General features: G+C 68.8%; 26 protein-coding genes. 21 read left to right on the top strand and 5 right to left on the bottom strand.

Annotated elements, in window-relative coordinates:
* Position 1 precedes the first annotated feature (1 nt).
* The 3 genes from ACSQ9I_RS02670 to ACSQ9I_RS02660 all read left to right on the top strand — a co-directional run bounded on the left by ACSQ9I_RS02670 (position 2) and on the right by ACSQ9I_RS02660 (position 5,287).
* A complete protein-coding gene (locus tag ACSQ9I_RS02670; RefSeq protein WP_436312196.1) occupies positions 2-3,166 on the top strand; it encodes an efflux RND transporter permease subunit in 3,165 nt (1,054 codons plus the stop codon).
* Positions 3,159-4,577: an efflux transporter outer membrane subunit gene (locus ACSQ9I_RS02665; protein ID WP_436312195.1), complete on the top strand. Its 1,419-nt coding sequence runs from the start codon at positions 3,159-3,161 to the stop codon at positions 4,575-4,577. The genes ACSQ9I_RS02670 and ACSQ9I_RS02665 overlap by 8 nt, the downstream gene beginning before the upstream one ends.
* A 92-nt stretch (positions 4,578-4,669) precedes the next feature.
* Positions 4,670-5,287 carry a c-type cytochrome gene (locus tag ACSQ9I_RS02660; protein ID WP_436312194.1) on the top strand — a complete coding sequence of 206 codons (618 nt, stop codon included), beginning with the start codon at positions 4,670-4,672 and terminating at the stop codon, positions 5,285-5,287.
* Between the two features lie 68 nt (positions 5,288-5,355).
* Here ACSQ9I_RS02660 and ACSQ9I_RS02655 read toward each other — a convergent pair whose 3' ends face one another.
* Genes ACSQ9I_RS02655 through ACSQ9I_RS02645 form a run of 3 tightly spaced genes read right to left on the bottom strand, consistent with a single transcriptional unit; the run spans position 5,356 to position 7,367 of the window.
* Positions 5,356-5,898, bottom strand: a complete 543-nt coding sequence (locus ACSQ9I_RS02655; RefSeq protein WP_436312193.1) for a DUF2946 family protein — start codon at positions 5,896-5,898, stop codon at positions 5,356-5,358.
* Between the two features lie 40 nt (positions 5,899-5,938).
* Complete coding sequence (locus ACSQ9I_RS02650; protein ID WP_436312192.1) at positions 5,939-6,913, bottom strand: YheT family hydrolase; 975 nt, start codon at positions 6,911-6,913, stop codon at positions 5,939-5,941.
* 1 nt (position 6,914) lies between these two features.
* The gene (locus tag ACSQ9I_RS02645) at positions 6,915-7,367 is read right to left on the bottom strand and encodes a YybH family protein (protein ID WP_436312191.1); all 453 of its coding nucleotides are present in this window, start codon (positions 7,365-7,367) and stop codon (positions 6,915-6,917) included.
* 244 nt (positions 7,368-7,611) lie between these two features.
* Here ACSQ9I_RS02645 and rutA point away from each other — a divergent pair, with 244 nt between their 5' ends.
* From rutA to rutF, 6 genes are read left to right on the top strand one after another with little or no spacing between them, the layout of a single operon-like run.
* A complete protein-coding gene (rutA, locus tag ACSQ9I_RS02640) occupies positions 7,612-8,724 on the top strand; it encodes a pyrimidine utilization protein A (RefSeq protein WP_436312190.1) in 1,113 nt (370 codons plus the stop codon).
* A 17-nt stretch (positions 8,725-8,741) separates the two neighbouring features.
* Positions 8,742-9,521 carry a pyrimidine utilization protein B gene (rutB, locus tag ACSQ9I_RS02635; protein ID WP_436312189.1) on the top strand — a complete coding sequence of 260 codons (780 nt, stop codon included), beginning with the start codon at positions 8,742-8,744 and terminating at the stop codon, positions 9,519-9,521.
* Between the two features lie 29 nt (positions 9,522-9,550).
* Positions 9,551-9,943, top strand: coding sequence for a pyrimidine utilization protein C (gene rutC, locus ACSQ9I_RS02630; RefSeq protein ID WP_436312188.1), 393 nt, complete (start codon positions 9,551-9,553; stop codon positions 9,941-9,943).
* A gap of 2 nt (positions 9,944-9,945) precedes the next feature.
* Entirely contained in the window at positions 9,946-10,746 is an 801-nt protein-coding gene (gene rutD, locus ACSQ9I_RS02625) for a pyrimidine utilization protein D (RefSeq protein WP_436312187.1), read from the top strand.
* Complete coding sequence (locus tag ACSQ9I_RS02620; protein WP_436312186.1) at positions 10,743-11,333, top strand: malonic semialdehyde reductase; 591 nt, start codon at positions 10,743-10,745, stop codon at positions 11,331-11,333. Before rutD ends, ACSQ9I_RS02620 begins: the two co-directional genes overlap by 4 nt.
* A 16-nt stretch (positions 11,334-11,349) precedes the next feature.
* On the top strand, positions 11,350-11,844 hold the full coding sequence (rutF, locus tag ACSQ9I_RS02615; protein ID WP_436312185.1) for an NADH-dependent FMN reductase RutF: 495 nt from the start codon (positions 11,350-11,352) through the stop codon (positions 11,842-11,844).
* Between the two features lie 13 nt (positions 11,845-11,857).
* Here the strand turns inward: rutF and rutR are convergent, their stop codons facing one another.
* Entirely contained in the window at positions 11,858-12,583 is a 726-nt protein-coding gene (gene rutR / locus ACSQ9I_RS02610; protein ID WP_436312184.1) for an HTH-type transcriptional regulator RutR, read from the bottom strand.
* A gap of 236 nt (positions 12,584-12,819) precedes the next feature.
* On the opposite strand from rutR, the gene ACSQ9I_RS02605 reads away from it, so the two are divergent.
* The 12 genes from ACSQ9I_RS02605 to ACSQ9I_RS02550 are packed head-to-tail and all read left to right on the top strand — an operon-like array spanning position 12,820 to position 24,545.
* Positions 12,820-13,821, top strand: a complete 1,002-nt coding sequence (locus tag ACSQ9I_RS02605) for an isopenicillin N synthase family dioxygenase (protein ID WP_436312183.1) — start codon at positions 12,820-12,822, stop codon at positions 13,819-13,821.
* A 2-nt stretch (positions 13,822-13,823) separates the two neighbouring features.
* Positions 13,824-14,231: a VOC family protein gene (locus tag ACSQ9I_RS02600; RefSeq protein WP_436312182.1), complete on the top strand. Its 408-nt coding sequence runs from the start codon at positions 13,824-13,826 to the stop codon at positions 14,229-14,231.
* A complete protein-coding gene (locus ACSQ9I_RS02595) occupies positions 14,221-15,312 on the top strand; it encodes a BMP family ABC transporter substrate-binding protein (RefSeq protein WP_093104933.1) in 1,092 nt (363 codons plus the stop codon). The genes ACSQ9I_RS02600 and ACSQ9I_RS02595 overlap by 11 nt, the downstream gene beginning before the upstream one ends.
* Positions 15,309-16,829: an ABC transporter ATP-binding protein gene (locus ACSQ9I_RS02590; protein ID WP_436312181.1), complete on the top strand. Its 1,521-nt coding sequence runs from the start codon at positions 15,309-15,311 to the stop codon at positions 16,827-16,829. The genes ACSQ9I_RS02595 and ACSQ9I_RS02590 overlap by 4 nt, the downstream gene beginning before the upstream one ends.
* On the top strand, positions 16,822-17,964 hold the full coding sequence (locus ACSQ9I_RS02585) for an ABC transporter permease (protein ID WP_436312180.1): 1,143 nt from the start codon (positions 16,822-16,824) through the stop codon (positions 17,962-17,964). The genes ACSQ9I_RS02590 and ACSQ9I_RS02585 overlap by 8 nt, the downstream gene beginning before the upstream one ends.
* Positions 17,964-18,890, top strand: a complete 927-nt coding sequence (locus ACSQ9I_RS02580; protein ID WP_436312179.1) for an ABC transporter permease — start codon at positions 17,964-17,966, stop codon at positions 18,888-18,890. The genes ACSQ9I_RS02585 and ACSQ9I_RS02580 overlap by 1 nt, the downstream gene beginning before the upstream one ends.
* Positions 18,887-19,582: a cysteine hydrolase family protein gene (locus ACSQ9I_RS02575; RefSeq protein ID WP_436312178.1), complete on the top strand. Its 696-nt coding sequence runs from the start codon at positions 18,887-18,889 to the stop codon at positions 19,580-19,582. The genes ACSQ9I_RS02580 and ACSQ9I_RS02575 overlap by 4 nt, the downstream gene beginning before the upstream one ends.
* A 55-nt stretch (positions 19,583-19,637) precedes the next feature.
* Positions 19,638-20,624, top strand: coding sequence for an isopenicillin N synthase family dioxygenase (locus tag ACSQ9I_RS02570; RefSeq protein ID WP_436312177.1), 987 nt, complete (start codon positions 19,638-19,640; stop codon positions 20,622-20,624).
* A gap of 30 nt (positions 20,625-20,654) precedes the next feature.
* Positions 20,655-21,701: an ABC transporter substrate-binding protein gene (locus ACSQ9I_RS02565; protein WP_436312176.1), complete on the top strand. Its 1,047-nt coding sequence runs from the start codon at positions 20,655-20,657 to the stop codon at positions 21,699-21,701.
* Positions 21,698-22,837: an ABC transporter ATP-binding protein gene (locus ACSQ9I_RS02560; RefSeq protein ID WP_436312175.1), complete on the top strand. Its 1,140-nt coding sequence runs from the start codon at positions 21,698-21,700 to the stop codon at positions 22,835-22,837. The genes ACSQ9I_RS02565 and ACSQ9I_RS02560 overlap by 4 nt, the downstream gene beginning before the upstream one ends.
* Complete coding sequence (locus ACSQ9I_RS02555) at positions 22,834-23,733, top strand: ABC transporter permease (RefSeq protein ID WP_436312174.1); 900 nt, start codon at positions 22,834-22,836, stop codon at positions 23,731-23,733. The genes ACSQ9I_RS02560 and ACSQ9I_RS02555 overlap by 4 nt, the downstream gene beginning before the upstream one ends.
* Positions 23,730-24,545, top strand: coding sequence for an ABC transporter permease (locus tag ACSQ9I_RS02550; protein WP_436312173.1), 816 nt, complete (start codon positions 23,730-23,732; stop codon positions 24,543-24,545). The genes ACSQ9I_RS02555 and ACSQ9I_RS02550 overlap by 4 nt, the downstream gene beginning before the upstream one ends.
* On the opposite strand, the gene ACSQ9I_RS02545 is transcribed toward ACSQ9I_RS02550, so the two are convergent.
* The gene (locus ACSQ9I_RS02545) at positions 24,542-25,294 is read right to left on the bottom strand and encodes a hypothetical protein (RefSeq protein ID WP_436312172.1); all 753 of its coding nucleotides are present in this window, start codon (positions 25,292-25,294) and stop codon (positions 24,542-24,544) included. The genes ACSQ9I_RS02550 and ACSQ9I_RS02545 overlap by 4 nt on opposite strands.
* Between the last annotated feature and the right edge of the window lie 11 nt (positions 25,295-25,305).

Raw genomic sequence — 25,305 nt, 5'->3', positions numbered from 1 at the left:
CATGGCCAAATTCTTCATCGACCGCCCGATCTTCGCGTGGGTGATCGCGCTGTTCGTCATCGTGGTGGGCGCCGTGTCCATCACGCAGCTGCCGATCGCGCAGTACCCGCCGGTGGCACCGCCGGCCATCGTCGTCAACGTCGCCTATCCCGGCGCCTCGGCCCAGACGCTGGAGGACAGCGTGCTCTCGGTCATCGAGCGCGAGATGAACGGCTCGCCGGGCCTCATCTACATGGAATCGGTGGCGCAGGCGGACGGCACCGGCACCATCACCATCACCTTCGAGACTGGCACCAACGCCGATCTCGCCCAGGTGGACGTGCAGAACCGGCTGTCGCGCGCCACGCCGCGGCTGCCGGCGGCCGTGACGCAGCAGGGCGTGCGCGTGGACAAGTCGCGCAACAACTTCCTGCTGTTCGCGATGCTGTCCTCCGACAACCCGGCGATCGACACCACGGCGCTGGGCGACTACGCATCGCGCAACGTGGTGCCCGAGCTGCAGCGCGTGGCCGGGGTAGGCCAGGCCCAGCTCTTCGGCACCGAGCGCGCGATGCGCATCTGGATCGACCCGGCCAGGCTGCAGGGCTACAACCTGTCGGCGGCCGAGGTCAACGCGGCGATCCGCGCCCAGAACGCGCAGGTCTCCTCGGGCACCATCGGCGACCTGCCCAACGTGGCGGGCCAGGCCATCGCGGCCACCGTGGTGGTCAACGGCCAGCTAACCTCGACCTCGCAGTTCGGCGACATCGTGCTGCGCGCCAACACCGACGGCTCCAGCGTGCGGCTCAAGGACGTGGCGCGCATCGAGCTCGGCGGCCAGGCCTACTCGACCTCGGCGCGGCTCAACGGCGAGCAGGCGGTGGGCATCGGCGTGCAGCTCGCCCCCGGCGGCAACGCGCTGCAGTCGGCCAAGGCGATTCGCGCCAAGATGGCCGAGCTCGAACGCTACTTCCCGCAAGGCGTGAAGTGGACCATCCCCTACGACAGCTCGCGCTTCGTGAACATCTCCATCACCGAGGTGGTGAAGACGCTGTTCGAGGCGGTGGCGCTGGTGTTCCTGGTGATGTTCCTGTTCCTGCAGAACTGGCGCTACACGCTCATCCCGACAATGGTGGTGCCGATCGCGCTGCTGGGCACCTTCGGCATCCTGCTGGCGCTGGGCTTCTCGATCAACGTGCTGACCATGTTCGGCATGGTGCTGGTGATCGGCATCGTGGTGGACGACGCGATCGTGGTGGTGGAGAACGTCGAGCGCATCATGAGCGAGGAGGGGCTCTCGCCGCTGGAAGCCACGCGCAAGGCGATGCGCCAGATCTCCGGCGCCATCATCGGCGTGACGGTGGTGCTGATCTCGGTGTTCGTGCCGCTGGCCTTCTTCGCCGGCTCCACCGGCAACATCTATCGCCAGTTCTCGGCGGTGATGGTGGCCTCGATCGCCTTCTCGGCCTTCATGGCGCTGTCGCTCACGCCGGCTCTGTGCGCCACGCTGCTCAAGCCCGTGGAGGCCGGCCACCACCACGAGAAGCGCGGCTTCTTCGGCTGGTTCAACCGCAGCTTCGCCCGTACCGCCAAGGGCTACGAGAGCCTGGTGGCGCGCATCCTCAAGCGCGCGGCGCGCTACCTGGTTATCTACGTGGCCATCATCGGCGCCGTGGTGCTGGTCTACCGCCAGCTGCCCACCTCCTTCCTGCCGCAGGAAGACCAGGGCTACATCATCGTCAACGTGCAGCTGCCGCCGGGTGCGACGAAGGAGCGCATGCTGTCGGTGATGCAGGATGTGGAGAAGTACATCCTGAAGCAGCCCGAGGTGGAGAGCATGGTCGGGGTGCTGGGCTTCAGCTTCTCGGGCCAGGGCCAGAACGCCGGCCTCGCCTTCGTGACGCTCAAGGACTGGGAGCAACGGCACGACCCGAGCCATTCGGCCGAGGCGGTGGCCGGCCGCGCCTTCGGGGCGCTGTCGGGCATCCGCGACGCCTTCATCTACCCGCTGTCGCCGCCGCCCATCCCCGAGCTCGGCAACGCCAGCGGCTTCAGCTTCCGCCTGCAGGACCGCGGCGGCGCCGGCCACGAGGCGCTGGTCAACGCGCGCAACCAGCTGCTCGGCATGGCCGGCAAGAGCCCGATCCTGACGCAGGTGCGCCCGGACGGCCTGGAAGACGCGCCGCAACTGCAGATCGAGATCGACCGCGACAAGGCGAACGCGCTGGGCGTGAGCTTCGACGCCATCAACAGCACGATGTCGACGGCGCTGGGCTCGACCTACGTGAACGACTTCCCGAACCAGGGGCGCCTGCAGCGGGTGGTGGTGCAGGCCGACGCGCCGGCGCGCATGCAACCTGACGACCTGCTCAGGCTCAACGCCAGCAACACCAAGGGCGAGCCGGTGCCGCTGTCGGCCTTCGCGAGCACGCGCTGGATCACCGGCGCGCAGCAGACGGTGCGCTACAACGGCTACCCCGCGGTGCGCATCTCGGGCTCGGCCGCGCCGGGCTCCAGCTCGGGCGCGGCGATGGCCGAGATCGAAAAGCTCGCCGCGCAGCTGCCGCCGGGCTTCGGCTACGAATGGACCGGCCAGTCGCGCGAAGAGAAGCTCGCCGGCGCGCAGGCGATCATCCTCTACGCCTTCTCGATCCTGGCCGTGTTCCTGTGCCTGGCCGCGCTCTACGAGAGCTGGACGATTCCGCTGTCCGTGATCATGGTGGTGCCGCTGGGCGTGCTGGGCGTGCTGCTCGCGACCTTGCTGCGCGCCTATTCGAACGACGTGTACTTCCAGGTCGGCCTGATCACCATCATCGGCCTGTCGGCGAAGAACGCGATTCTGATCATCGAATTCGCCAAGGACCTGCAGGCGCAGGGCAAGGGCGTGGTCGAGTCGGCGCTGGCCGCCGCCCATCTGCGGTTCCGCCCGATCATCATGACCTCGCTGGCCTTCGGCCTCGGCGTGCTGCCGCTGGTGCTGGCCACGGGCGCGGGCTCGGCGAGCCAGCGCGCGATCGGCACCGGCGTGATCGGCGGCATGGTGACCGGCACCGCGCTCGCGGTGATTTTCGTGCCGGTGTTCTTCGTGGTCGTGCGCAGCCTGTTCAAGGGCAGCGAGCGCCAGCACGAGGTCGACAAGCGCCACGCGCAAGCCGCAGGCATCGAGGAGGCCCCAGCCCATGACTAAAAAGAAATTCGTCTCCACCGCGCTGGCCGGCGCCGCAGCCATGGTGCTGGCCGGCTGCTCGCTCATCCCGGCGTACGAGCGCCCTGCCGCGCCCGTGCCGGCCGTCTACCCGGGTGCGCAGCCCGCCAGCAGCGCGCAATCGCCCGCCTCCACGCTCGCCTGGCAGGACTTCTTCACCGACGCGCGCCTCGCCAAGCTGATCGAGACCGCGCTGGCCAACAACCGCGACCTGCGCGTGTCCGTGCTCAACATCGAGCAGGCGCGCGCGCAGTTCCAGATCCAGCGCGCGGCCCAGTTTCCCGCGCTCGATCTCACGGCCAGCGGCTCGCGTTCGAGCCCGAACGCGCTCCAGGCGATAGGCGTGGGCGGCAGCGTGGCATCGAGCTATTCGGTCAACCTAGGCATCACCGCCTGGGAACTCGACTTCTTCGGCCGCGTCGCCAGCCTCAAGGAGCAGGCGCTGGCGCAGTACCTCGCCACCGAGGAATCGCGCAAGGCGGCGCAGATCAGCCTGATCGGCGCGGTCGCCAGCGGCTGGCTCACGCTGATCGCGGATGACCAGCTGCTCGAGCTCACGCGCCAGACCCTGGCAACGCGCGAGGAGTCGCAGAAGCTCACGCGCATGCGCTTCGACAGCGGCGTGGTCTCGGAGATCGACCTCCGCCTTGCCGACACGCTGGCCGAGTCCGCGCGTGCGTCCTACGCCGAGCAGCAGCGCCTGCGCATGCAGGACGAGAACGCGCTGGCCCTGCTGCTCGGCGCGCCGGTGCCGGCCGCGGCCACCGAAGGCGGCCGCGGTCTCGATGCGATCGCGCCGATGCCGGACCTGCCGGCCGGCCTGCCCTCCGACCTGCTGGGCGAGCGGCCCGACATCCGCGCCGCCGAGCAGCAGCTGATCGCGGCCAATGCCAACATCGGCGCGGCGCGCGCGGCCTTCTTCCCGCGCGTCACGCTGACCTCGTCGATCGGCACCGCGAGCAGCGAGTTCTCGGGCCTCTTCGACAAGGGCTCCAAGGCGTGGTCCTTCGCACCGCAGATCACGTTGCCGATCTTCGATGCGGGCCGCAACCAGGCCGGGCTGGATTCGGCACGGGCCGGCCGCGAGATCGCGGTGGCGCAGTACGAGAAGTCGATCCAGACGGCCTTCCGCGAGGTCGCCGACGCGCTGGCCGGCCGCGCCACGCTCGGCGAGCAGCTGCGGGCCCTGCGCGCGCAATCGAACGCCGAGGAGGTCCGCTTCAAGCTCTCCGATTTGCGCTACCGCAACGGCATCGCGAGCGCACTCGACCTGCTCGATTCGCAGCGCTCGCTCTACAGCGTGCAGCAGGCGGCGGTGCAGACCCGGCTGCTGCAGTTGCAGAGCCAGGTTGCGCTCTACAAGACACTGGGCGGCGGCTGGGCTACACGATGAGAGGGTCAGAGAGGCGCCCCCGGGGCGCCTCTCTATAATCGCCGGTTGATTTCGAAAACGCCCCCGAAGAGCCCCCGATATTGAGGACGCCAATGAGCGACGACCCGCACTACCAGGCCACAGAAGACGCCCACACCGGCCCGATCAAGAACCCGAAACAGCTGCTCCTCGCGGTCTTCTTCTCGTTCATCGCTCCCATCCTGATCATCGCGGGCCTCGTCTCCTACGTGGTCTCCGGCACCCATCCCTCGGGCGATGCGCAAGGCGACAACATGTCTCTCTACGGCGTGTCGAAGGAAGCGCGCGATCGCGAGATTGCCGAACGCCTCAAGAAGGTCGGCTCGATCGAGATCCGCGATGCCAACCGGCCGCTCGCCGCCGGCGAAGCCGTGTTCAAGGCGCAATGCGTGGCCTGCCACGGCGCGCCCGGCATCCCGACCGCTCCGCACCTCAACGATGCCGCGGCCTGGGGCCCGCGCATCGGCCAGGGCTACGCCACGCTGCTCGAGCATGCGCTCAAGGGCAAGGGCGCCATGCCCCCGCAGGGCGGCGGCGACTTCGAGGATGTGGAGATCGGCCGTGCGGTGGTCTACCTGGCCAATTCGGGCGGCGCCAAGTTCCCGGTGCCGGACCGTCCCGCGGCGGCGGCACCCGAGGGCGCGGCGTCCAATGCCGCTGCCGCGCCGGCGGCTGCAACAGCGGCCAAGTAAGAAGGCCTGCACCCCCTCGAACAAAGAGCCCGCATGCGGGCTCTTTTTCATTGGCGCGCGAGATGGATTCAGGGCGCCGGCGGCTTGACCGGCTGGCCCGCGGCCGGGCTCATGACATGGCCGAAGCGCGCAGGCAGTTCCGCGGCGCGCACGTTCTCCGGCGCCCAGCGCCCCGCTTCGACCGCCTCGGCCGCCACGCCCACGTCCTGCGTATGGACCAGCCCGAGGCCGAGCGGCGCCACCAGGTAGAGCTTGCCCTCCTCGTCGAGCAGGCAGGCCGAGGGCTCTACGCCCAAGCCGCTGTGCGAACGCACCGAGAAGTCCTCGGCCACGCGCCAGATCCACGGCGCGGCTTCGAGCTCGACGTACACGCGCTGCGGGCCGTTCTGGAAGAACCACTGGCCGCGCTCGTCGTGTTCGTAGTTGCGCTGGATGAAATCGATCAGCTTGTCGTGCTTGAGCAGCGAGCCCTTGGCCACCGGAAAAGGCCCCATGGCCTGGGTGCGGTCGTCACGCATGTACCAGTTGCCGCGCGCGTCCAGGCCGAGCCAGCCGTAGCAGTGCGGCACGTTGGGCCACTTGGCGAGCGCCTGTTTGACGATGTCGTCCATGGCGCTCATTCTGGCGCGGATCGGGCCGCGCGGCTGTAGTTCAAGCGCTCAAATGCTGTGCAAGCCAGCCGCCGACGCGCTCCGGCATGCCGCGCACATGGCCGGGCGGCGCGCCCAGCGGAAAGCCCACATGGCCGCCATGGGCCGGCTGCCACAACGTGACGTGGCGGCCGACCTCGTCCTGGCGCGGCAGGCTGGCCGCCGGCACGAAGGGGTCGTTGGTGGCATTCACCGCCAGCGCGGGAATGCGGATCGCGTGCAGATGGGGCTTGGCCGAGCCCCGCGTCCAGTAGTCGTCGGTGTCGCGAAAGCCGTGCAGCGGCGCGGTGAACACGTTGTCGAAGGCGTAGAGATCCTGCGCCGCGAGGAGCTTGTCGCGGTCGAACAGGCCCGGATGCTGGGCCAGCTTGGCCAGCGCCTTGGGCTTCATGGTCGACAGGAACATGCGCGTGTAGACCAGCCGGTTGAAGCCGCGGCCGATCGCCGAGCCGCCGGCGGCCAGGTCGAGCGGCGCCGAGATCGAGGCCACGGCGCTGACCAGCTTCGAGGCCTCGTCACCCGCCTCTTCGGTCCAGCGCAAGAGCGCATTGCCGCCAAGCGAGACACCTGCCGCCAGCATCGGCCCGCCATGCTGCGCGTGCAAGCGCCCGAGGATCCAGCCGACCTCCTCATAGTCGCCCGAGTGGTAGGCGCGCGGCGCGAGATTGAGTTCGCCGCTGCAGCCGCGGAAATGCGGCACCGCATAGTCCCATCCGCGGACCATCGCAAAGGCCGCGAAAGCCTCGGCGTAGTGGCTCTTCGACGAGCCCTCGAGGCCGTGGAACAGGATCAGCAGCGGCTTCGCCCCGGAACCGGCCGCATCGAGAAAGTCCACGTCGATGAAGTCGCCGTCCGGCGTGCCCCAGCGCTCGCGCCGATAGGCCGGCAAAGGGGCCTCCACGCGCCGTGCATAGAGCGCGGGCCAGATGGTTTGGAGGTTGCCGCCGGGCAGCCAGAGGGGCGCGACGTATTGCATGTCAGTGAAGCGTCTGGGGGGCAGCGTCGTCCTCGTCTTCGGGCGCGTGCACGCTGCCCGGGCTTGCATGGTGCGCCACCATGCGCCAGCCCTGGGCGGTCTTGTGATAGACGTTGGTGGCCAGCACGAAGGCATGGCGCGGCCCCTCGGCGGTAAGCACCTCGATGCGCTCCAGCACGTTGTGCACCGCGCTCGCGAGCGATTCGACCCGGCGCACGCGTGCCGGCGTGGCGTGGATCGCGCCATTGGCGAACATGTGCTCGAAGGCGGCGCGGATCGCCTCGGTGCCCACCAGCCGCGGGCCGCCGGGATGGACGCAGAACACCTCGTCCTCGTCGGCCCAGCAGACCATCAATGCATCGATATCGCCGCGCTGCAGCGCTTCGTAGAAGGCGGCCTCGACGTCGTCGGCGGTGCCGCCGGCGGCAGCGGCGCGGAGTTTGGTCTTGGGCATGGCAGAGGAAACAGGCAACTGACGGTGATTGTGCGGGGACCTTGCACCAAAGCCGGCCACGACCGCACAGACCAAACGCTCCATTTTGGACCATTTGGTCCAATTTCGATCGACGGAAACCTGTAAGTGGTTGATTTTAAAAGACTTAGCCAAATGGCACGGCCTATGCATAAGACCGTCGGCGCGCGTCCTTCGGCGTTGCGCCCACAGCCCATCCCTCACCTTCGGTCCAGGAGCGCAACGCATGAACGTCGGCATCTTCATCCCCATCGGCAACAACGGCTGGCTGATCTCGGAGAACGCCCCCCAGTACAAGCCGAGCTTCGAACTCAACAAGCAGATCACGCAGAAGGCCGAGCACTACGGCGTGGACTTCGCGCTCTCGATGATCAAGCTGCGCGGCTTCGGTGGCAAGACCGAGTTTTGGGATCACAACCTAGAAAGCTTCACGCTGATGGCCGGGCTGGCCGCCGTCACCTCGAAGATCAAGCTCTTCGCCACGGCGGCCTCGCTGGTCATGCCGCCGGCCATCGTGGCGCGCATGACCTCCACCATCGACTCGATCTCCAACGGCCGCTTCGGGCTCAACCTCATCACCGGCTGGCAGAAGCCCGAGTACTCGCAGATGGGCATGTGGCCCGGCGACGAATTCTTTGCGACCCGCTACCGGTACCTGTCGGAATACGTGCAGGTGCTGCGCGAGCTGTGGACCACCGGGCAGTCCGACTTCAAGGGCGAGCACTTCAAGATGGACGACTGCCGCGTGAGCCCGAAGCCGCAGGCCGACATGAAGGTGATCTGCGCCGGCCAGAGCGACGCCGGCATGGACTTCTCCGCGAAGTACGCCGACTACAACTTCTGCTTCGGCAAGGGCGTCAACACGCCCAAGGCCTTTGCGCCGGCGGCCGAGAAGCTCATCGAGGCGACGAAGAAGACCGGCCGCCACGTGACCTCCTACGTGCTCTTCATGGTGATCGCCGATGCCACCGACGAAGCCGCGCGCGCCAAGTGGGCGCATTACAAGGCCGGCGCCGACCAGGAAGCGCTGGCCTGGCTCACGCAGCAGAGCGCGGCCGACACCAAGTCGGGCGCCGACACCAACGTGCGCCAGATGGCCGACCCGACCTCGGCGGTCAATATCAACATGGGCACCCTGGTCGGCTCCTATGCGACGGTGGCGCGCCTGCTCGACGAAGTCGCCGAGGTGCCCGGCACCGAAGGCGTGCTGCTGACCTTCGACGACTTCGTGCTCGGCGTGGAGGCTTTCGGCGAGCACATCCAGCCGCTGATGAAAAGCCGCACGCACATCGCGAGCCCCGTGCCTTCGCGCGTCGCCGTCGAGCGCCTGGCCGCCTGATTCGAAGTGACCCCGCCATGAAGAACACCACCATCGCCTCCAGCACGCCGGCGGGCGTGCCGAACGCACCGGGCGCGCCCGCGCCGCTGGTGCTGCCCGCCCGGCCCGAACCGCTGGCGCTGCATGCCGCCAACTCGGCGCTGATCGTCGTCGACATGCAGAACGCCTACGCCTCGATTGGCGGCTATGTGGATACCGCCGGCTTCGACATCTCGGGCGCGCAGGGCGTGATCGCCAACATCGCGCGCACCATCGCCGCCGCGCGCGCGGCCGGCATGCTGGTCGTGTTCCTGCAGAACGGCTGGGACCCCGATTACGTGGAAGCCGGCGGCCCCGGCTCGCCCAACTGGTACAAGTCCAACGCGCTCAAGACCATGCGCAAGAAGCCCGAGCTGCAAGGCAAGTTCCTCGCCAAGGGCGGCTGGGACTACGCGCTGGTCGATTCGCTCCGGCCGCAAGCCGGCGACATCGTCATCCCCAAGACCCGCTACAGCGGCTTCTTCAACAGCACGCTCGACAGCAGCTTGCGCGCGCGCGGCATCCGCAACCTGGTCTTCACCGGCATTGCCACCAACGTGTGCGTGGAGTCCACGCTGCGCGACGCCTTCCACCTCGAGTACTTCGCCGTGATGCTCGAAGACGCAACGCACGAGCTCGGCGGGCCCGCTATCCAGCGGGCCGCGGTCTACAACGTCGAGACCTTCTTCGGCTGGGTCTCGAAGGTCGACGATTTCTGCAGCACCTTCGCGCCCGAGGCCGCCACCCAACCTGCAGCGGCCGAAGCGGCTACTGCCTGATTTCACTTTCCCGAAAGGAGCAACGAACCATGCCCAAGCAAGCCATCATCCCGCCCGGCACCGGCGTGCCGCTCGCACCCTACGTTCCCGGCACGCTCGCCGACGGCGTGCTCTACGTGTCGGGCACCCTGCCCTTCGACAAGGACAACAACGTGGTCCATGTCGGCGACGCGAGCGCGCAGGCGCGCCATGTGCTCACCACCATCCAGGGCGTGGTCGAGGCCGCCGGCGGCAGCATGGACGATGTGACCTTCAACATGATCATGATCAAGGACTGGGCCGACTACGCGAAGATCAATGCGGTCTATGCCGAGTTCTTCCCCGGCACCAAGCCGGCGCGCTACTGCATCCAGTGCGGCCTGGTGAAGCCCGACGCCTTGATCGAGATCGCCTCGATCGCGCACGTGGGCAAGAAGGCCTGAGCATGCCGCTGCACTACGAGGTGCACGGGCCGGCCGAGGGCGAGGCCGTGCTGCTGTCCTCGGGCCTCGGCGGCTCGGCGGGCTTCTGGCAGCCGCAGCTCGCTGCATTGATCGGGGCCGGCCACCGCGTGATCGCCTACGACCAGCGCGGCACCGGCCGCAGCCCTGCCGACCTGCAGGCCGACTATGCGATCGCCGACATGGCGCGCGACCTGATCGAGATCCTCGACGCCACCTCGACGCCACGCTGCCACCTGATGGGCCACGCGCTCGGCGGCCTGGTCGGCCTGCAGCTCGCGCTCGACGCACCCTCGCGCGTGGCCAGCCTCGTGCTCGTCAACGCGTGGTCGAAGCCCAATCCGCATTCGGCCCGCTGCTTCGACGCGCGGCTGGCGCTGCTCGGCGCCTGCGGCCCACGCGCCTATGTCGAGGCGCAGCCCATCTTTCTCTACCCCGCCGCCTGGTGCGCCGCCCACGCGCAGCGCGTGGCCGACGAAGTCGAGCATGCGCTCGCGCATTTCCCCGGCGAGGCCAACATGCGCGCGCGCATCGGCGCGCTGCGCGCCTTCGATGTCGACGCGCGGCTGGCCGAGATCGCTGCGCCCGCGCTGGTGGCAGCCGCCACCGACGACGTGCTGGTCCCCTGGACCTGCTCGCAGCGCCTCGCCGAGGGCCTGCCTCACGGGAGCCTCGAGTGCGTGCCCCATGGCGGCCATGCACACAGCGTGACCGAGGCCGAGCTCTTCAACCGCAGCCTGCTCGCCTTCCTGGCGCGCGTGGGCGCACCTGGAGTCCCCGCATGAAACCCTCCCTGGACGACGCCGCCCTGGCACTTCTTTTCACCGAGGCCCGCTCGCACAACGGCTGGCGCTCCGAGCCGGTCTCCGACGCCTTGCTCGAACAGGTCTACGCGCTGGCGCGCACCGGGCCGACCTCGGCCAACTGTTCACCGGGCCGCTTCGTCTTCGTGCGCACGCCCGAGGGCAAGGCGCGCCTGGCGCCGGCCTTGTCGAAGGGCAATCTGGCGAAGACGATGAGCGCGCCGGTCACCGTGATCGCGGCCTGGGACAGCGCCTTCTACGACAAGCTGCCCACGCTGTTCCCGCATGCCGACGCCAGAAGCTGGTTCACCGGCAGCGTCGAGGCCGCCCGCGAAACCGCCTTTCGCAATGCCACGCTGCAAGCCGCCTACCTGCTGCTCGCCGCGCGCGCGCTGGGGCTGGATGCGGGGCCGCTGTCCGGCTTCGACAGGGCGAAGATCGACGCCGCCTTCTTCACCGGCACGCCCTGGACCACCAACTTCCTGATCAACCTGGGCCACGGCGACCCTTCGAAGCTGTTCGGCCGCCTGCCGCGCCTGGACTTCGCAGAAGCCTGCGCGCTCGCCTGAGGAAAGCACCGCCGCCATGAACGCCTTGCCCAAGAGCGACTACCGCGATGCGATGGCCCGCCTCGGCGCGGCCGTGCATGTCATCACCACCGACGGCCCCGGCGGCCGCGCCGGCTTCACCGCATCGGCCGTGTGCAGCGTGACCGACGAGCCGCCGACGCTGCTGGTCTGCCTCAATCGCTCGGCCTCGGTCTACCCGGCCTTCCAGGCCAACGGCGTGCTCTGCGTGAATGCGCTGGCCGCGGGGCAGCAGGCGCTGTCGGGCCTGTTCGGCGGCAAGACGCCGATGGACGAGCGCTTCGCCGCGGGCCGCTGGAGCCGCAAGCGCACCGGTGCGCCGGTGCTCGAGGACGCGGCCGTGTCCTTCGACTGCCGCGTGTCGCAGGTGACGCGGGTGGGCACCCACGACGTGCTGTTCTGCGAGGCCGTTGCGATCTCGATCGGCGGCACCGCGCACGGCCTGATCTACTTCGACCGCCGCTACCACGACATCGTCGCCGCGCCGCACTGAGCGCGCGGCGCGCTCAGCGCGTGGTGATGCCGCCCAAGACGATGCGCTGCACGTTGTCCACCGTCTCTTCGAAGAACTCCGGGTCGTCCAGCGTGCGGCCCGTGATGGCCTGCACCTGCACGCCGAAGTCGGCGTAGTGCTGCGTGGTGGCCCACAAGGCGAAGATCAGGTGATGCGGATCGACCGGCGCGAGCTTGCCGGCGGCCACCCAGGCGCGGATCACTTCGGATTTGCGCGTCACCAGGTCGCGCAGCTCGCGATCGAGCTCGTCGCGCAAGAGCGGCGCGCCCTGGATCATCTCGAGGCAGAACAGGCGCGAGGCATCGGGCTGGTCGCGCGAGATCACCAGCTTGCGCCGGATGTAGTCGCCAATCGCCTGCCGCGGGTCCTGCTCGGCGCTGAAGCCGCGCAGCGGCTCCAGCCACACGGCGAGCAACTCGCGCAGCACCGAGACGTAGAGCTCCTCCTTGTTGGCGAAGTAGTAGAGCAGGTTGCTTTTCGAGACATCCGCACGCGCTGCGACCTGGTCGACGCTGGTGCCGTGCAGGCCGAAGCGCGAGAAGAGCCCGAGCGCCGCGCGCAGGATCGCCGCGCGCTTGTCCTCGATCTGGCGCAGCCGCCGGTTCACCGACGTGACGCTGCGCGCCACGGGCGCGCGCTTCGGATGCACGCGCTTGGATGGCGGCGCTTCGACGGCCAGCACGGACGGCGGCTTGATGCTGCTGCGAGTTTTCGGCATGTGTTGCTTTGCTTCTTTCTCCACCCGGGATTCTCGTTGTCTGCGATGCAGCCCGCATGCACGAGCCATACCGCCCATGGTACGCACCATGGCAACACCCGGCGCACGCATTCGCCGTGCCGCACCGCTGCCCGCGCACCACGCCGATGCAGCAAAGCGCATTTGTCCATTTGGTCCAACTGGCATGGACGTTGCATGTCGAAGCGCCGCCACCGTCACACCGAAGGATTGAAAGCATGACCCTGCTGTCCGTACCGATCATCGATCTGGCGCCCTTCTTTTCCGGAACGCCCGAAGGCAAGGCCGAGGTGGCGCGCAAGGTCGACGAGGCCTGCCGCAGCATCGGCTTCCTGGTCATCACCAACCACGGCATCGCCCCCGAACTCATCGCGCGCGTCTCCGCGGTCTCGCGTGGATTCTTCGCCTTGCCGCTGGCCGACAAGCGCAAGGTCGATCGCCCGCGCGACGACGCGGTGCGCGGCTACAGCGCGGTGGGCGAGGAAGGGTTGTCGTACAGCCTCGAAGAAGCGGCGCCGGGCGACCTGAAGGAGTCCTTCTCCATCGGTCCCTCCAATGTGCCGGCCGACGACTACCACCGGGGCGTTGCGGCCGGCCCGCACTTCGAGCCCAATGTCTGGCCCGATCTGCCGGGCTTCCAGCCGGCCTTCGACGAGTACTTCGAGGCGATGAGCGATCTCTCGCGTTCGCTGATGCGCATCTTCGCGCTCGCGCTGGAACTTCCCGAGACCTTCTTCGACGACAAGATCGACAAGCACATCAGCATGTTCCGCGTGCTGAGCTACCCGCCGCAGACCGAGGCTGCATTGCCCGGCCAGCTGCGCGCCGGCGCGCACAGCGACTACGGCAGCCTCACCGTCGTGCTGCCTGACGACAAGGGGCTGCAGGTCTTCAACAAGGCCGGCCAATGGGTCGACGTGCCGATGGTCGAAGGCGGCCTGGCGGTGAACATCGCCGACCTCATGATGCAGTGGACCAACGACCTGTGGGTCTCGACCTTGCACCGCGTGGTCAACCCGCCGCCGGATGCGGCCGCCACCAACCGCCGGCAGTCGCTGGTGTTCTTCCACCAGCCCAACTACGACGCGATGGTCGAGTGCCTGCCGAGCTGCCTCGCGCCGGGCGAAGCGCCCAAGTACGCGCCGATCTCTTCCGGCGACCACTTGAAGTCGAAGTTCCTGAAACAGACGACCTTCGGTGGCACCAAAGTGACAGCCTGAACATGCCTCATCTTTCCTACGTCAACGTCTTCTCGAAAGACGTCGTCGCGCTCAGCGGCTTCTACCAGCGCGTGTTCGGCTTCCCCGAGATCGAGGCCATCCGCTCGCCGATCTTCCGCGGCCTCGACGCGGGCAAGGCCAAGCTGGGCTTCAACGCCTTCGATGCGTACGAGCTCTTGCAGCTGGCCGAGTTCTCCGACACGCGCGGGGTCAAGTTCCTGCTGAACATCGATGTCGATTCGCAGGAGGAAGTCGACCGCATGGTGCCGGTCGCCGTCGCCGCCGGCGCCACGCTCGTCAAGGCGCCCTACGTCACCTACTACCACTGGTACCAGTCGGTGCTGCTCGACCCCGAGGGCAATGTGTTCCGTATCAATTTCATGATGAAAGGTCCGAGTGATGTTGCGTAAATCGATTCCTTGCGCGGTCGCCGCGCTTGTCGCGGGCGCCGCGCTGATCGGCCCGGCGGTGGCCGCCGACGGCTTCACCCTGAAGGGCAAGCCGAAGATCGCGATGCTGTACTTCGGCCCCAAGAACGACGGCGGCTGGACGCAGGCCTTCGACGAGGCGCGCATCAAGGTCGAGAAGGAAACGGGCGAGAAGATCCAGTTCGTCGAGAACGTGCCGGAAGACGCATCCGCCATCAAGCCCGCAGCCGAGAAGTTCATCCAGCGCGGCGCCAACATCATCATCGGCACCGCCTTCGGCTATTCCGACAGCTTCAAGGAGCTCGCGGCCAAGTACCCCGAGGTGGCCTTCCTCAACGGCTCGGGCACCAGCAACGGCGCCAACCTCGAATCCTTCTACGGCCGCACCTACGAGAGCCAGTACCTCTGCGGCATGGCTGCAGGCGCAGCCTCGAAGACCGGCAAGCTCGGCTTCGTCGCGGCCAACCCCTTCGGCGTCGTCAACTGGACCATCAACGCCTTCGCGCTCGGCGCGCAGAAGATGAACCCGAATGCCACGGTGAACGTGATCTACACCGGCTCGTGGAACGACCCGGTCAAGGAACGCGCCGCCGCGGCCGCGCTGATCGACCAGGGCGCCGACGTGATCGGCCAGCACGTCGACAGCCCGACGCCGCAGATCGTGGCGCAGGAGCGCGGCGTCTACGGCACCGGCCATCACCGCGACCTGCGGCAGTTCGCGCCCAAGGCCACGCTGTGCTCCTCGGTCTGGGTGTGGGACAAGTTCCTCACGCCGGAGCTGAAGAAGATCATGGCCGGCAACTGGAAGCCGGCGCAATACGGAGCCTTCATTCCGATGAGCGCGGGCGGCACCGACATCGCGGGCTTCGGCCCCGGGGTGCCGAAGGACAAGGCCGCCGCGATCACAGCAGAACGCGACGCGCTGCTCAAGGGCAAGCAGATCTATGCCGGCCCGCTGGCCGACCGCGACGGCAAGGAACGCGTCGCCAAGGGCGCCGTGCTGTCCGATGCCGATCTCTGGAAGATGGACTGGTTCGTCAAGGGCGTCGTCACGCAGAAATGACCACGGCGCTGCAGCTCCAGGGCATCCACAAGTCCTTCGACGGATTTGCGGCGCTGACCGACGCGCACTTCTCGGCGCGCTGGGGCGAGGTGCATGCGCTCTTGGGCGAGAACGGCGCGGGCAAGTCCTCGCTGATGAACATCGCGGCCGGCCTTTATGCGGCCGAGGCCGGCACGATGTCGGTCGACGACAACCCGGTGCGCTTCAGCGGGCCGCGCGATGCGGCGAAGGCGCGCATCGGCATGGTCCACCAGCACTTCCGGCTGGTGCAGCCCTTCACGGTGGCGCAGAACATCCTCCTGACCGCGCCGCGGTCCGAGCGCTTCGAAAGCCATGGCAAGCGCCTGCGCCGCGTCGAAGAGGCGATCCACGACAAGGCGCGAGAACTCGGCTTCGACATCGACCCGGCGCAGCGCGTGGACCGGCTGTCGGTGGCCGAGCAGCAGCGCGTCGAGATCCTCAAGGTGCTCTTGGCCGGCACGCGCATCCTGATCCTCGACGAGCCCACCGCCGTGCTGACCGACCAGGAGGCCGAGCGCCTGCTCTCGACCGTGCATGGGCTCGCGCGCCGCGGCGCGGCGGTGGTGCTGGTCACGCACAAGATGGCCGACGTCAAGCGCCATGCCGACCGCGTGACCGTGATGCGCGGCGGCCGCACGGTCGCGACGGTCGACCCGCAGCAGATGCCGGTGGGCGAGCTGGTCCGGCTCACGGTCGGCGAATCGATCACCGCGCCCGCCGCCGGGTCGACGCGCGCGAGGCCGGGCCCGGTGCGGCTCACGGTGCGCGGATTGCGTTCGCCCGAAGTGCAAGGCCGCCGCGTGCTCGACGGCATCGACCTCGACCTGCGCGCGGGCGAGATCTACGGGCTGGCCGGCGTCGGCGGCAACGGCCAGGGGGAACTGGCGGGCGCGATCATGGGCCTGCCGGGCCGGACCGAAGGCGAGATCGCGCTCGATCGCCATGGCGATCTCAAGGCGACGCCGACGACGGCGCGCCGTGCACTGGGGCTGGCGACCATTCCCGCCGACCGCTACGGCCTCGCGCTCGCAGGCGGCCTCTCGGTTTCCGAGAACTACGGCATCGGACAGGTCCACAGCGGGCGCTACGGCTCGGCCTGGCGCCTGAAGCGCCGCGAGATGGACCAGGACGCGCAAGCCGCCGTCGCCGCCTTCGACGTGCAGGGCGTGCGCTCGATCGCGCAGAAGGCTGCGCTGCTGTCGGGCGGCAATGCGCAGAAGCTGGTGCTGGCGCGCGAGTTCGGCAAGTCGCCGCCGCTGGTGCTGGCCCACAGCCCGAGCCGCGGGCTGGACGTGCGCGCCGGCGCCGAAGTGCATGCACGGCTGCGCGCCGCGCGCGATGCCGGCGCGGCCGTGCTCCTGATCAGCGAGGACCTCGACGAGGTGCTCGCACTGGCCGACCGCGTGGGCGTGATGACGCGCGGCCGCATCGTGGCCGAGTTCGCGCAGCCGGCGGACCGGCAGGCCATCGGCCAGGCGATGGTGGACCATGGCTGAGCCTTCGCTCGCGATGCCCATTACGCACCTCGCGGACACACCGGCGGCGGCATCCGCGCGCCAACCCTGGGCCGCGCGCCGCTATGCGCTCGAGATCCGCCAGCACATGGCCTGGCATTGGCAGGCGCTGATCCTCGCCGCCGCCATCGGCGTGGGGCTCCTGCTCTCGGCCGCCATCCTGGTGGCCGCGGGCGTGCCGGCCGGCGAGCTGGCGAACGAGTTCATCGTCCAGACTTTCCTCGATGGCCAGAACTTCCGCGCCGTGCTGTTCCAGGCGGCGCCGATGATCCTGGTCGGGCTGGCCGGTGCGATGGCCTTTCGCGCACGCTTCTGGAACCTCGGCCTCGAGGGCCAGATGATCTGGGGTGCGATCGGCGCCACGGCCGTTTCCTTCTTCGAGATCGGCCCGCCTTCCTTGCGCCTGCCGCTGATGTTCGTCGCCGCGCTGGCCGCCGGATTGCTGTGGGTGCTGGGCCCGGCGCTGCTCAAGCTCAGGCTGGGCGTCAACGAGATCATCTCGACCTTGATGCTCAACTACATGGCGGCCAACTTCCTGCTGCACCTGGTGTACGGCAGCTGGAAGGACCCGAAGGACAACTTTCCCTATTCGCCGCAGTTCCGCGCCTTCGAGCGCTTGCCCGATCTCTTCTCGGGCGTGAACAGCGCGATCCTGCTGGCCGCCATCGTCGCGTTGCTGGGATGGTGGCTGGTCGGCGTGAGCCGCGCCGGGCTGTACCTGCGCTTCGTCGACGCCAACCCGCGCATGGCGCATGCAGCCGGCGTGCCGGTGGCGCGCGTCGTCTACGGCGCGGTGCTGCTCTCGGGCGCGATGGCCGGCCTCGCGGGCTTCGCCGTCGCTGCGGGCCAGGAGGGCCGGCTCACGCAGGCCTTCTACCAGGGCTATGGCTTCTCCGGCATCCTGATCGCCTTCCTCGCGCGCAACAACCCGCTGGCCGCCAGCGTGGTGGCGCTGATGGTCGCGGCGCTGTTCGTGACCGGGCGCAGCCTGCAGGTGTTCTACCAGGTGCCCTTCTCGATGGTGCAGCTGATCCAGGCCGTGATCGTGGTGTGCGTGGCGTCGAGCGACTTCTTCATCAGGCATCGCCTGCGCCGCGTGGGCACCGGAGCAGCGTGATGGACATCGTCCTCAACTGGCTCGCCAACACGCCGGATTTCGCAGTGCCCTATGCGCTGGCCGCGCTGGGCCTGATCGTCTGCGAGCGCGCGGGCGTGCTTTCCCTCGGCGCCGAAGGGCTGATGCTGGTCGGCGCGCTGGCCGGCATCGGCGCGCAGCTGGCCTTCGGCGAGCCGGCGGTGTCGCTGCTGCTGGCCATGCTCGCGGCTACCGTCGTCTCGCTGCTGTTCGCGGTGATGGTGATCTGGCTGCGCGTCAACCAGGTGATCGCGGGTCTCGCGCTCGTGTTCTTTTGCCAGGGGCTCACGGCACTGGTCGGCACGCTGGCCCAATGGACCAACCAGGCCACGCCCGGCATCGGCACGATGGCGCTGTGGCCCTTCTCCTCGCTGCCCGTCGTCGGGCGCTTGGTCCAGCAGAACGCGATGGTCTGGCTCACGCTGCCGGTCTTCGCCGCCGTCACCTGGTTCCTGCTGCGCACCGATGCGGGCCTCAGGCTGCGCGCCGTGGGCGAGAACCCGCAGGCCGCCGATGCGGCCGGCCTCTCGGTTTCGGCCTGGCGCTTCGCGGCGGTGCTGGCCGGCTCTGCGCTGGTCGGCCTGGCCGGCGCCTACATCTCGGTGGTCAGCACCAAGCTGTGGATCGCCGGCATGACCGGCGGGCGCGGCTGGATCGCCGTCGGCCTCGTGATCTTCGCGCGCTGGTCGCCGTGGAAGGCGCTCGTCGGCGCGATGCTCTTCGGCTGCATCGAGGCGCTGATCCCGCAGCTGGCCGCGGCCGGCGTGCAGCTGCCGCAGTACTTCGTGCTGATGACGCCCTATGCGGTGACGCTGGGCGTGATGGTCTGGGTGGCGCTGGCCCGGCGCGGCGGCGACGGCGAGCCCGGCGCCCTGGGCGTGCCCTATGTGCGGGAGGAAAGGCGATGAAGGCCTACGTCTACGAACAGCCGCGCGAGTTGGGCGCAGGCTTCGACGACTACCTCGACCCGGCCGCCACCGCCGTGATTTCGATCGACATGCACCGCGGCCATCTCGACGAAGGCCCCGACTGCCCTTGCCCGGCGCCGCGCGCCCGCGAGCTGGTGGCGCCGATCGACGCCTTCCACGACCAGGCCCGTGCGCTGGGCGTGCCCATCGTGCACGTCAAATCGGTGCTCAGACCCGATGGCGCCGACGACCTGCGCGGCATTCCAGCCGCATGGCGGCGCACCTTCCCGCTGCATGTGGGCGAGATTCCGAACGCCGCTGCGCACGCGATCGAGGGCAGCCGCTGGACCGAGTGGGTCACGCGCGTCGAGCCCGGCGATTTGCGCGTGGAAAACAAGCGCCGGCTCTCGGCCTTCTACCCGACCGACCTCGACTTCCTGCTGCGCAATCAGGGCATCCGCACCGTGGTGCTCAACGGCGGCTTCACCGACTGCTGCGTGCTCAACACCGCCTTCGACGCCAACAACCACAACTACCGCGTGATCGTGCTGCGCGACCTGGTGCGCGGCACCGACGCGCACCTCGAGGCCGCGGCACTCAGCATGGTGTCGCTGCACCTCGGGCTGGTGGTCGAGGCCGCGGATCTGCTGGCGCATTGGCAGCAGTACTTTTCCTTCGAAGTTCATCCATGAGCCGCCGGGCCGTTCCCAAGGCGAATACCGTAGCGCGCAGCGCGAAGGCTATCCAATGACATCCATTCCCCTCATCGATCTGCACGGCAACATCGACCCGGAGGTGCCGCTGGCCCGCGAATCGGCGGCGCGTCTGTACGAGGCGCTCAGCACCATCGGCTTCGCCTACATCGCGGGCCACAACGTCGCGCCCGCCTCGCGCGACGCGGCCTTCGAGGCCTCGCGCGAGTTCCATGCCTCGCCGCTCGAACGCAAGCAGTCGATCGCGATCAACGGCTTTCATCGCGGTTACATGGGCATGGCCACCTCCACCATCGTCACCTCCTCGGTGGCCAAGGTCACGCGGCCGAACATGAGCGAGTCGCTGATGCTGATGCACGAGCTGCCGCCGGACGACCCGCGGCTGCTCGCCGGCCTGCCGCTGCAGGGCCCCAACCAGTGGCCCGACTGGGTGCCGGACTTGCAGCCGCGCATCGAGCGCTACATCGCCGAGGTCGATGCGCTCTCGCGCTACATCGTGCAGCTGATCGCGATGAGCCTCGGCCTGCCGGCGCATGCGCTCGACCATCACTTCGACCATCCCACCACCTTCCTGCGCCTCTTGCACTACCCGCCGCAACCGCCGCAGGAAGACGAGCAGATCGGTTCGGCCCCGCACACCGACTATGGCGTCATCACGCTGCTGGCGCAGGACGACGCGGGCGGCCTTCAGGTGCGCCCGCGCGGCGGCGACTGGATCGAGGCGCCGCCGATCTCGGACACCTACGTGCTCAACGTCGGCGACATGCTCGCGCGCTGGACCAACATGCGCTTCGTCTCGACGCCACACCGCGTGATCAACCGCTCCGGCGGCGACCGCTATTCGCTGCCCTACTTCTTCGACCCGGGCATGGACGCGCTGATCGAATGCCTGCCGACTTGCACCGGCGAGGCGAACCCGTCGAAGCACGCGCCGGTGCGCTACGGCGACTACCTGCTCGACCGCCTGAACCGCAACTACGACTACCGCCGCGCGCCCACCGGCGATGCCGTCACCGCCTGATCCTTCCACTTGCCGCCTGAAAGGCTCCCCATGCTCGCTCTTCAAAACCGTCGCGACCTCCTCCTGCGCAGCCTCGGCGCTGCCGCCGGCCTCGCGCTGCCCACCCTGCCCTCGTTCGCCGCCTCGCCGCTGGTGGTCAACACCTACGGCGGCCGATGGGAGAAGTTCTGGCGCAGCGACCTGCTGCCGATGCTCGACAAGACGAGCGGCGTGCAGCCCACGCTCGACGTCGGCCTGGGCAAGAACTTCATCGCCAACCTGCGCGCCGCCGGCATCGAGAAGCCGCCCTACAGCGTGCTGATGGTCAACGAGAACATCGCGAGCGTGGTGCGCGGCGAGGGCTACTTCGAGCCCATCCCCGCGGCCAAGGTGCCCAACCTTGCGAACGTCTACCCCAACCTGCGCAACCCGGGCGACAACGGCGTGCGCGGCATCGTCTCGACCATCGGCATCGGCTACCGCAAGGACCTGGTGAAGACGCCGCCCAAGTCCTGGACCGACCTCTGGAGCAACCCCGAGTTCAAGGGCAAGATCGGCCTCTACCAGATCGGCAACACGGCCGCGATGCTGTTCCTCCTGATGACCGCCAAAATCTACGGCGGCTCGCAGGACGCGATCGACCGCGCCTTCGTCGAGATCAAGAAGCTGCTGCCCTTTACGCAGGCCGACTGGAGCGGCACGCTCTCGACCATGCTCACGCGCGGCGACGTGACGGTGGCGGTGATCGACTTTCCCGAGATCGTCGCGCTCAAGAAGAAGGGCGTGCCGGTCGAGATGGTGGTGCCGAGCGAGGGCGTGGTGGCCTTCGAGCAGTCCTTCAACATCCTCAAGAACGCGCCCAACAAGGAGGATGCCTACAAGTACCTGAACTTCATCCTGCAGCCCGAGGTGCAGGAGATGATGGCCAAGGAATTCTTCACCTCGCCCACCAACACCAAGGTGCAGCTGGCATCGGCGATGGCGGCCGACGTGCCGGTCAGCGGCCAGGCCATGGCCTCGATCGTCGGTTTCGACTGGAGCAAGGTCAATCCGCAGCTGCCGGCCATCACCGACCGCTGGAACCGGGAGATCAAGTGAGCGCGGTGCTGCCTGCCGGCACGCGGCCGGCGGATTCGGACGCGGCCGCCGCGGTGCGCGCGCGCCGCATGACGCGGCTCACGCTGCAAGGGCTCTGCAAGAGCTTCCAGGCCACGACGGCGCTGCACGCGCTGGAGCTTCACACCGAGCCCGGCGAGTTCATCTCGCTCCTGGGCCCGAGCGGGTGCGGCAAGACCACCACGCTGCGCTGCGTGGCCGGCTTCGAGTACCCCGACGAGGGCGCGGTGCTGCTCGACGGCGAAGACATCACCGGCCTGCCGCCCGAGCGCCGCGACATTGGCATGGTGTTCCAGAACTACGCGCTGTTCCCGCATCTCACGGTGCGGCGCAACCTCGCCTTCGGCCTGGAGATGCGCAACGTGCCCAAGGCCGAGATGGCGCGCCGCATCGACGCGGTGCTGGCGATGGTGCAGCTAACGAGCATGGCCGAGCGCTATCCGCGCCAGCTCTCGGGCGGCCAGCAGCAGCGCGTGGCGCTGGCCCGCGCGCTGGTGATCGAGCCGCGCCTGCTGCTGCTCGACGAACCGCTGGCCAACCTCGACGCGGTGCTGCGCGAGGACATGCGCGTCTTCATCCGCGAGCTGCACAAGCGCGTCGGCATCACCACGCTCTACGTCACGCACGACCAGGCCGAGGCGATGGTGATGTCCGACCGCGTGGCGGTGATGCTGGGCGGGCGGCTGCAGCAGTTCGACGTGCCCGAGGCGATCTACCTGCGCCCGCGCAGCGTCGATGTCGCGCGCTTCATCGGCCGCTCGAACCTGATCGAAGGCCGCGTCGAGTCGAAGCTGCCCGACGAAGGCGCGTGGCTGCGCTTTCGCATCGAGACTGCGCTCGGCACCGTGGAAGCCGACCATGACCAGCCGCTCGCGCCCGGCCAGGCCGTGCACGTCACGATCCGGCCCGAGGCCATCCACTTCGACGGCAGCGGCCCCTACCAGGGCCTGGTGGCCACCAGCTACTTCCTCGGCAGCAGCGTGGAGCACACGGTGCAATGCGCGGGCGGCCAGACGCTGCTGGTGCAGACCGCGCCGGGCCAGCGCGTCGCGGCCGGCGCCTCGAGTGGCATGCGTTTCGAGCCGGGGCACGCCTGGATCATCGCGGGGCAGGAATGAGTGCCATCGCCTCCGCCGCACCGGTGCCACGCGCGATGCAGGCCGTGCCGCTCGCGCGCCGCGCCTTCTGGCTGATCGCGCCGGCGCTGCTGCTGATCGGCGTCTTCCTGGTTCTGCCCTACCTCAACATCGTGCTGATGAGCCTGCGCCCGCCGGCCGTCGGCGCACCCTACGGCGCGGGCCTCACGCTCGCCAACTACGGCCGCGCGCTCTCCGACGGCTACCTGCTCGGCGTGCTGGGCGACACGCTGCTCCTGGGCCTCACCGTCACGCCGATCTGCCTGCTGCTGGGCTACCCGGTGGCCTACCACCTCGCGCGCACGACTTCGCGCTGGGGCAGCGCGCTCTACGTGCTGGTGCTCTCGCCGCTGCTGGTGGGCGTGGTGGTGCGCAGCTTCGGCTGGCTGATCCTGCTGTCGGGCAACGGCGTGGTCAACCGCGTGCTGCTCGACCTCGGCCTGGTCGAGACCGGCCTGCGGCTGATGAACAACCGGCTCGGCGTGACCATCGCGCTGGTGCACGTGTTCCTGCCCTTCATGATCCTGCCGCTGGTCGGCGTCATTCAAAGCATCGACCCGTCGCTCGAAGCGGCCGCGCGCTCGCTCGGCGCTTCGCGGCTCAAGGTGTTCTGGCGGCTCGTGCTGCCCTTGTCGTGGCCCGGCATTCAGGCCGGCACGATCCTGGTCTTCGTGCTGGCGCTGAGCGCCTACGTGACGCCGATGATGCTCGGCGGCGCGCAGGTCAAGACCATGTCGGTGCTGGTGGTGCAGAACCTGATCGACAACTTCCAGTGGCCCTCCGGCGCGGCACAGGCGCTGGTGCTCACGGCATGCGGCATGGCGGCGGTGGCGCTCTATGGGAAGCTGACCGGCCGCTTCATGAAGGGCCTGGCATGACGCGCCGCGCACCGCTGTCGCATCGCATCGCCGACGGCTTCGGCCTCTTCTACGTCGGCGCCGTCTACGCCTTTTTGCTGCTGCCGATCGCGATCATCGTACTGATGTCGCTCAACGCCGGCGAGTTCATGACTTTCCCGCCGCATGGCATCTCGCCGCGCTGGTTCGGCGCGCTGTTCGTCAACGAGGCCTTCATGCACGCCATCCGCAGCTCGCTGCTGCTGGCGGCGATCGCGACGCTGATCTCCTCGGTCATCGGCATCGCCGGCGCGCTCTACGTGGTGAGGTATGCGCAGCGGCTGCGCGAGCCGCTGCGCATGCTGCTGATGATGCCGCTCATGCTGCCCGAGATCCTGACCGCCATCGCGCTGCTGTTCTTCCTCTATGCGAGCGGCATCGGCACGCGCACGATGTTCGGTCTGGTGGTCGGCCACGTGCTGGTGACCCTGCCCTACGTGTTCACCAACGTCGCGTCGGCGCTCTACAACCAGGACGCCTCGCTCGAGCAGGCGGCGCGCAGCCTCGGCGCCTCGCCCTGGCATGCCTTCCAGCGCGTGACGCTGCCGCTGATCAAGCCCGGCATCATCACCGGCGCGCTGTTCGCCTTCGTGATCTCCTTCGACCTCTTCAACATGTCGCTGCTGTTGAAGGGCATCGGCATGACGACGCTGCCGCTGCAGCTCTTCGACTACCTGCGCTGGGACTTCGACCCGACCGCGGCCGCCGTGTCCACGGTCAGCATCGTGCTCACGCTGGCGGTGGTGGTGTGGGTGGACCGGACGGTGGGGCTGCGCTCGCTGCGCTTCGGCTAGCGCGCACGCAGCCAGCCCTCCGCCACCGCGCGCAGCTCGCCCTGCGCCGCCTGCCACACCAGCTCGGGCGCGGCCACGTGCACGCCCGGCGGCGCGATGCGCAGCGCGACGTCGACCAGCTCCGCCACCTTGGTCGCGCGCACCGGCTGCTCGCTGGTCGGCACCATGAAGCGGGCGACGGAGAGCATCCAGGCCGCCAGCCGCTCGGCCGGATTCGCGAAGCGGGCCGCAGCGGGCTTCTGCGCCGAGCGCACGATGATCACGCGCTCGAAGCCCAGAGCGACCACCGCCTCTTCGTCGAGGCTGGCGAGGCCTCGCTTCAGCGCTTCCGGCAGCCGGCCCTGGTCGTGCGGCTGCACGATGGCCAGCGTGCGCACGCCGCAGGCCCGCAGCCAACGGGCGAGCGCGGGCAGCTGCGCCGGCTCGGGCGTCCACAGCGCGCGTTCGCGGTCGTAGTAGAGACGCGGCGGCTCGAACAGGACCAGCGCCGTATCGGCCGCGACGAGCGGCCACTGCGCGATCTCCGCAACCGGTGCGAGCAGGGTCTCGACGCCGCGCAGGCCGTCGCGAATGGGTTCGCGCGCCAGCACGCGCGTGTGGTCGAAGCGATGCCGGCCCGCCAGGCGCCGCACCAGTTCCTGCCCCAGCGCGCCGGTGGCGCCGGCGATCAGCAGCGTGCCCTCGCCCGATGCGATGGGCTGCGCTCCACGGCTCGCGGCCTGCAGGGCTTGAAGAGGGTCGGCCGACATGCATCTATGCT

This window comes from Variovorax sp. LjRoot84, from assembly GCF_964254305.1.
GTDB lineage: Bacteria > Pseudomonadota > Gammaproteobacteria > Burkholderiales > Burkholderiaceae_C > Variovorax.
Note: the sequence above shows the minus strand (reverse complement) of the source record. Positions and strands in the feature narration are given on the sequence as shown.

What these genes read in the sequence shown, in the direction of transcription:
- ACSQ9I_RS02670 (WP_436312196.1), top strand. Translation starts at nt 2, where the DNA reads ATGGCCAAATTCTTCATCGACCGCCCGATCTTCGCGTGGGTGATCGCG.
- ACSQ9I_RS02600 (WP_436312182.1), top strand. Translation starts at nt 13,824, where the DNA reads ATGCCTCATCTTTCCTACGTCAACGTCTTCTCGAAAGACGTCGTCGCG.
- ACSQ9I_RS02595 (WP_093104933.1), top strand. Translation starts at nt 14,221, where the DNA reads ATGTTGCGTAAATCGATTCCTTGCGCGGTCGCCGCGCTTGTCGCGGGC.
- ACSQ9I_RS02645 (WP_436312191.1), bottom strand. Translation starts at nt 7,367, where the DNA reads ATGCCCAAGACCAAACTCCGCGCCGCTGCCGCCGGCGGCACCGCCGAC.
- ACSQ9I_RS02655 (WP_436312193.1), bottom strand. Translation starts at nt 5,898, where the DNA reads ATGGACGACATCGTCAAACAGGCGCTCGCCAAGTGGCCCAACGTGCCG.
- rutC (WP_436312188.1), top strand. Translation starts at nt 9,551, where the DNA reads ATGCCCAAGCAAGCCATCATCCCGCCCGGCACCGGCGTGCCGCTCGCA.
- ACSQ9I_RS02660 (WP_436312194.1), top strand. Translation starts at nt 4,670, where the DNA reads ATGAGCGACGACCCGCACTACCAGGCCACAGAAGACGCCCACACCGGC.
- ACSQ9I_RS02650 (WP_436312192.1), bottom strand. Translation starts at nt 6,913, where the DNA reads ATGCAATACGTCGCGCCCCTCTGGCTGCCCGGCGGCAACCTCCAAACC.
- rutA (WP_436312190.1), top strand. Translation starts at nt 7,612, where the DNA reads ATGAACGTCGGCATCTTCATCCCCATCGGCAACAACGGCTGGCTGATC.
- rutD (WP_436312187.1), top strand. Translation starts at nt 9,946, where the DNA reads ATGCCGCTGCACTACGAGGTGCACGGGCCGGCCGAGGGCGAGGCCGTG.
- rutF (WP_436312185.1), top strand. Translation starts at nt 11,350, where the DNA reads ATGAACGCCTTGCCCAAGAGCGACTACCGCGATGCGATGGCCCGCCTC.
- ACSQ9I_RS02575 (WP_436312178.1), top strand. Translation starts at nt 18,887, where the DNA reads ATGAAGGCCTACGTCTACGAACAGCCGCGCGAGTTGGGCGCAGGCTTC.
- ACSQ9I_RS02565 (WP_436312176.1), top strand. Translation starts at nt 20,655, where the DNA reads ATGCTCGCTCTTCAAAACCGTCGCGACCTCCTCCTGCGCAGCCTCGGC.
- ACSQ9I_RS02665 (WP_436312195.1), top strand. Translation starts at nt 3,159, where the DNA reads ATGACTAAAAAGAAATTCGTCTCCACCGCGCTGGCCGGCGCCGCAGCC.
- ACSQ9I_RS02570 (WP_436312177.1), top strand. Translation starts at nt 19,638, where the DNA reads ATGACATCCATTCCCCTCATCGATCTGCACGGCAACATCGACCCGGAG.
- rutB (WP_436312189.1), top strand. Translation starts at nt 8,742, where the DNA reads ATGAAGAACACCACCATCGCCTCCAGCACGCCGGCGGGCGTGCCGAAC.
- ACSQ9I_RS02620 (WP_436312186.1), top strand. Translation starts at nt 10,743, where the DNA reads ATGAAACCCTCCCTGGACGACGCCGCCCTGGCACTTCTTTTCACCGAG.
- ACSQ9I_RS02590 (WP_436312181.1), top strand. Translation starts at nt 15,309, where the DNA reads ATGACCACGGCGCTGCAGCTCCAGGGCATCCACAAGTCCTTCGACGGA.
- ACSQ9I_RS02545 (WP_436312172.1), bottom strand. Translation starts at nt 25,294, where the DNA reads ATGTCGGCCGACCCTCTTCAAGCCCTGCAGGCCGCGAGCCGTGGAGCG.
- ACSQ9I_RS02580 (WP_436312179.1), top strand. Translation starts at nt 17,964, where the DNA reads ATGGACATCGTCCTCAACTGGCTCGCCAACACGCCGGATTTCGCAGTG.
- rutR (WP_436312184.1), bottom strand. Translation starts at nt 12,583, where the DNA reads ATGCCGAAAACTCGCAGCAGCATCAAGCCGCCGTCCGTGCTGGCCGTC.
- ACSQ9I_RS02605 (WP_436312183.1), top strand. Translation starts at nt 12,820, where the DNA reads ATGACCCTGCTGTCCGTACCGATCATCGATCTGGCGCCCTTCTTTTCC.
- ACSQ9I_RS02585 (WP_436312180.1), top strand. Translation starts at nt 16,822, where the DNA reads ATGGCTGAGCCTTCGCTCGCGATGCCCATTACGCACCTCGCGGACACA.
- ACSQ9I_RS02555 (WP_436312174.1), top strand. Translation starts at nt 22,834, where the DNA reads ATGAGTGCCATCGCCTCCGCCGCACCGGTGCCACGCGCGATGCAGGCC.
- ACSQ9I_RS02550 (WP_436312173.1), top strand. Translation starts at nt 23,730, where the DNA reads ATGACGCGCCGCGCACCGCTGTCGCATCGCATCGCCGACGGCTTCGGC.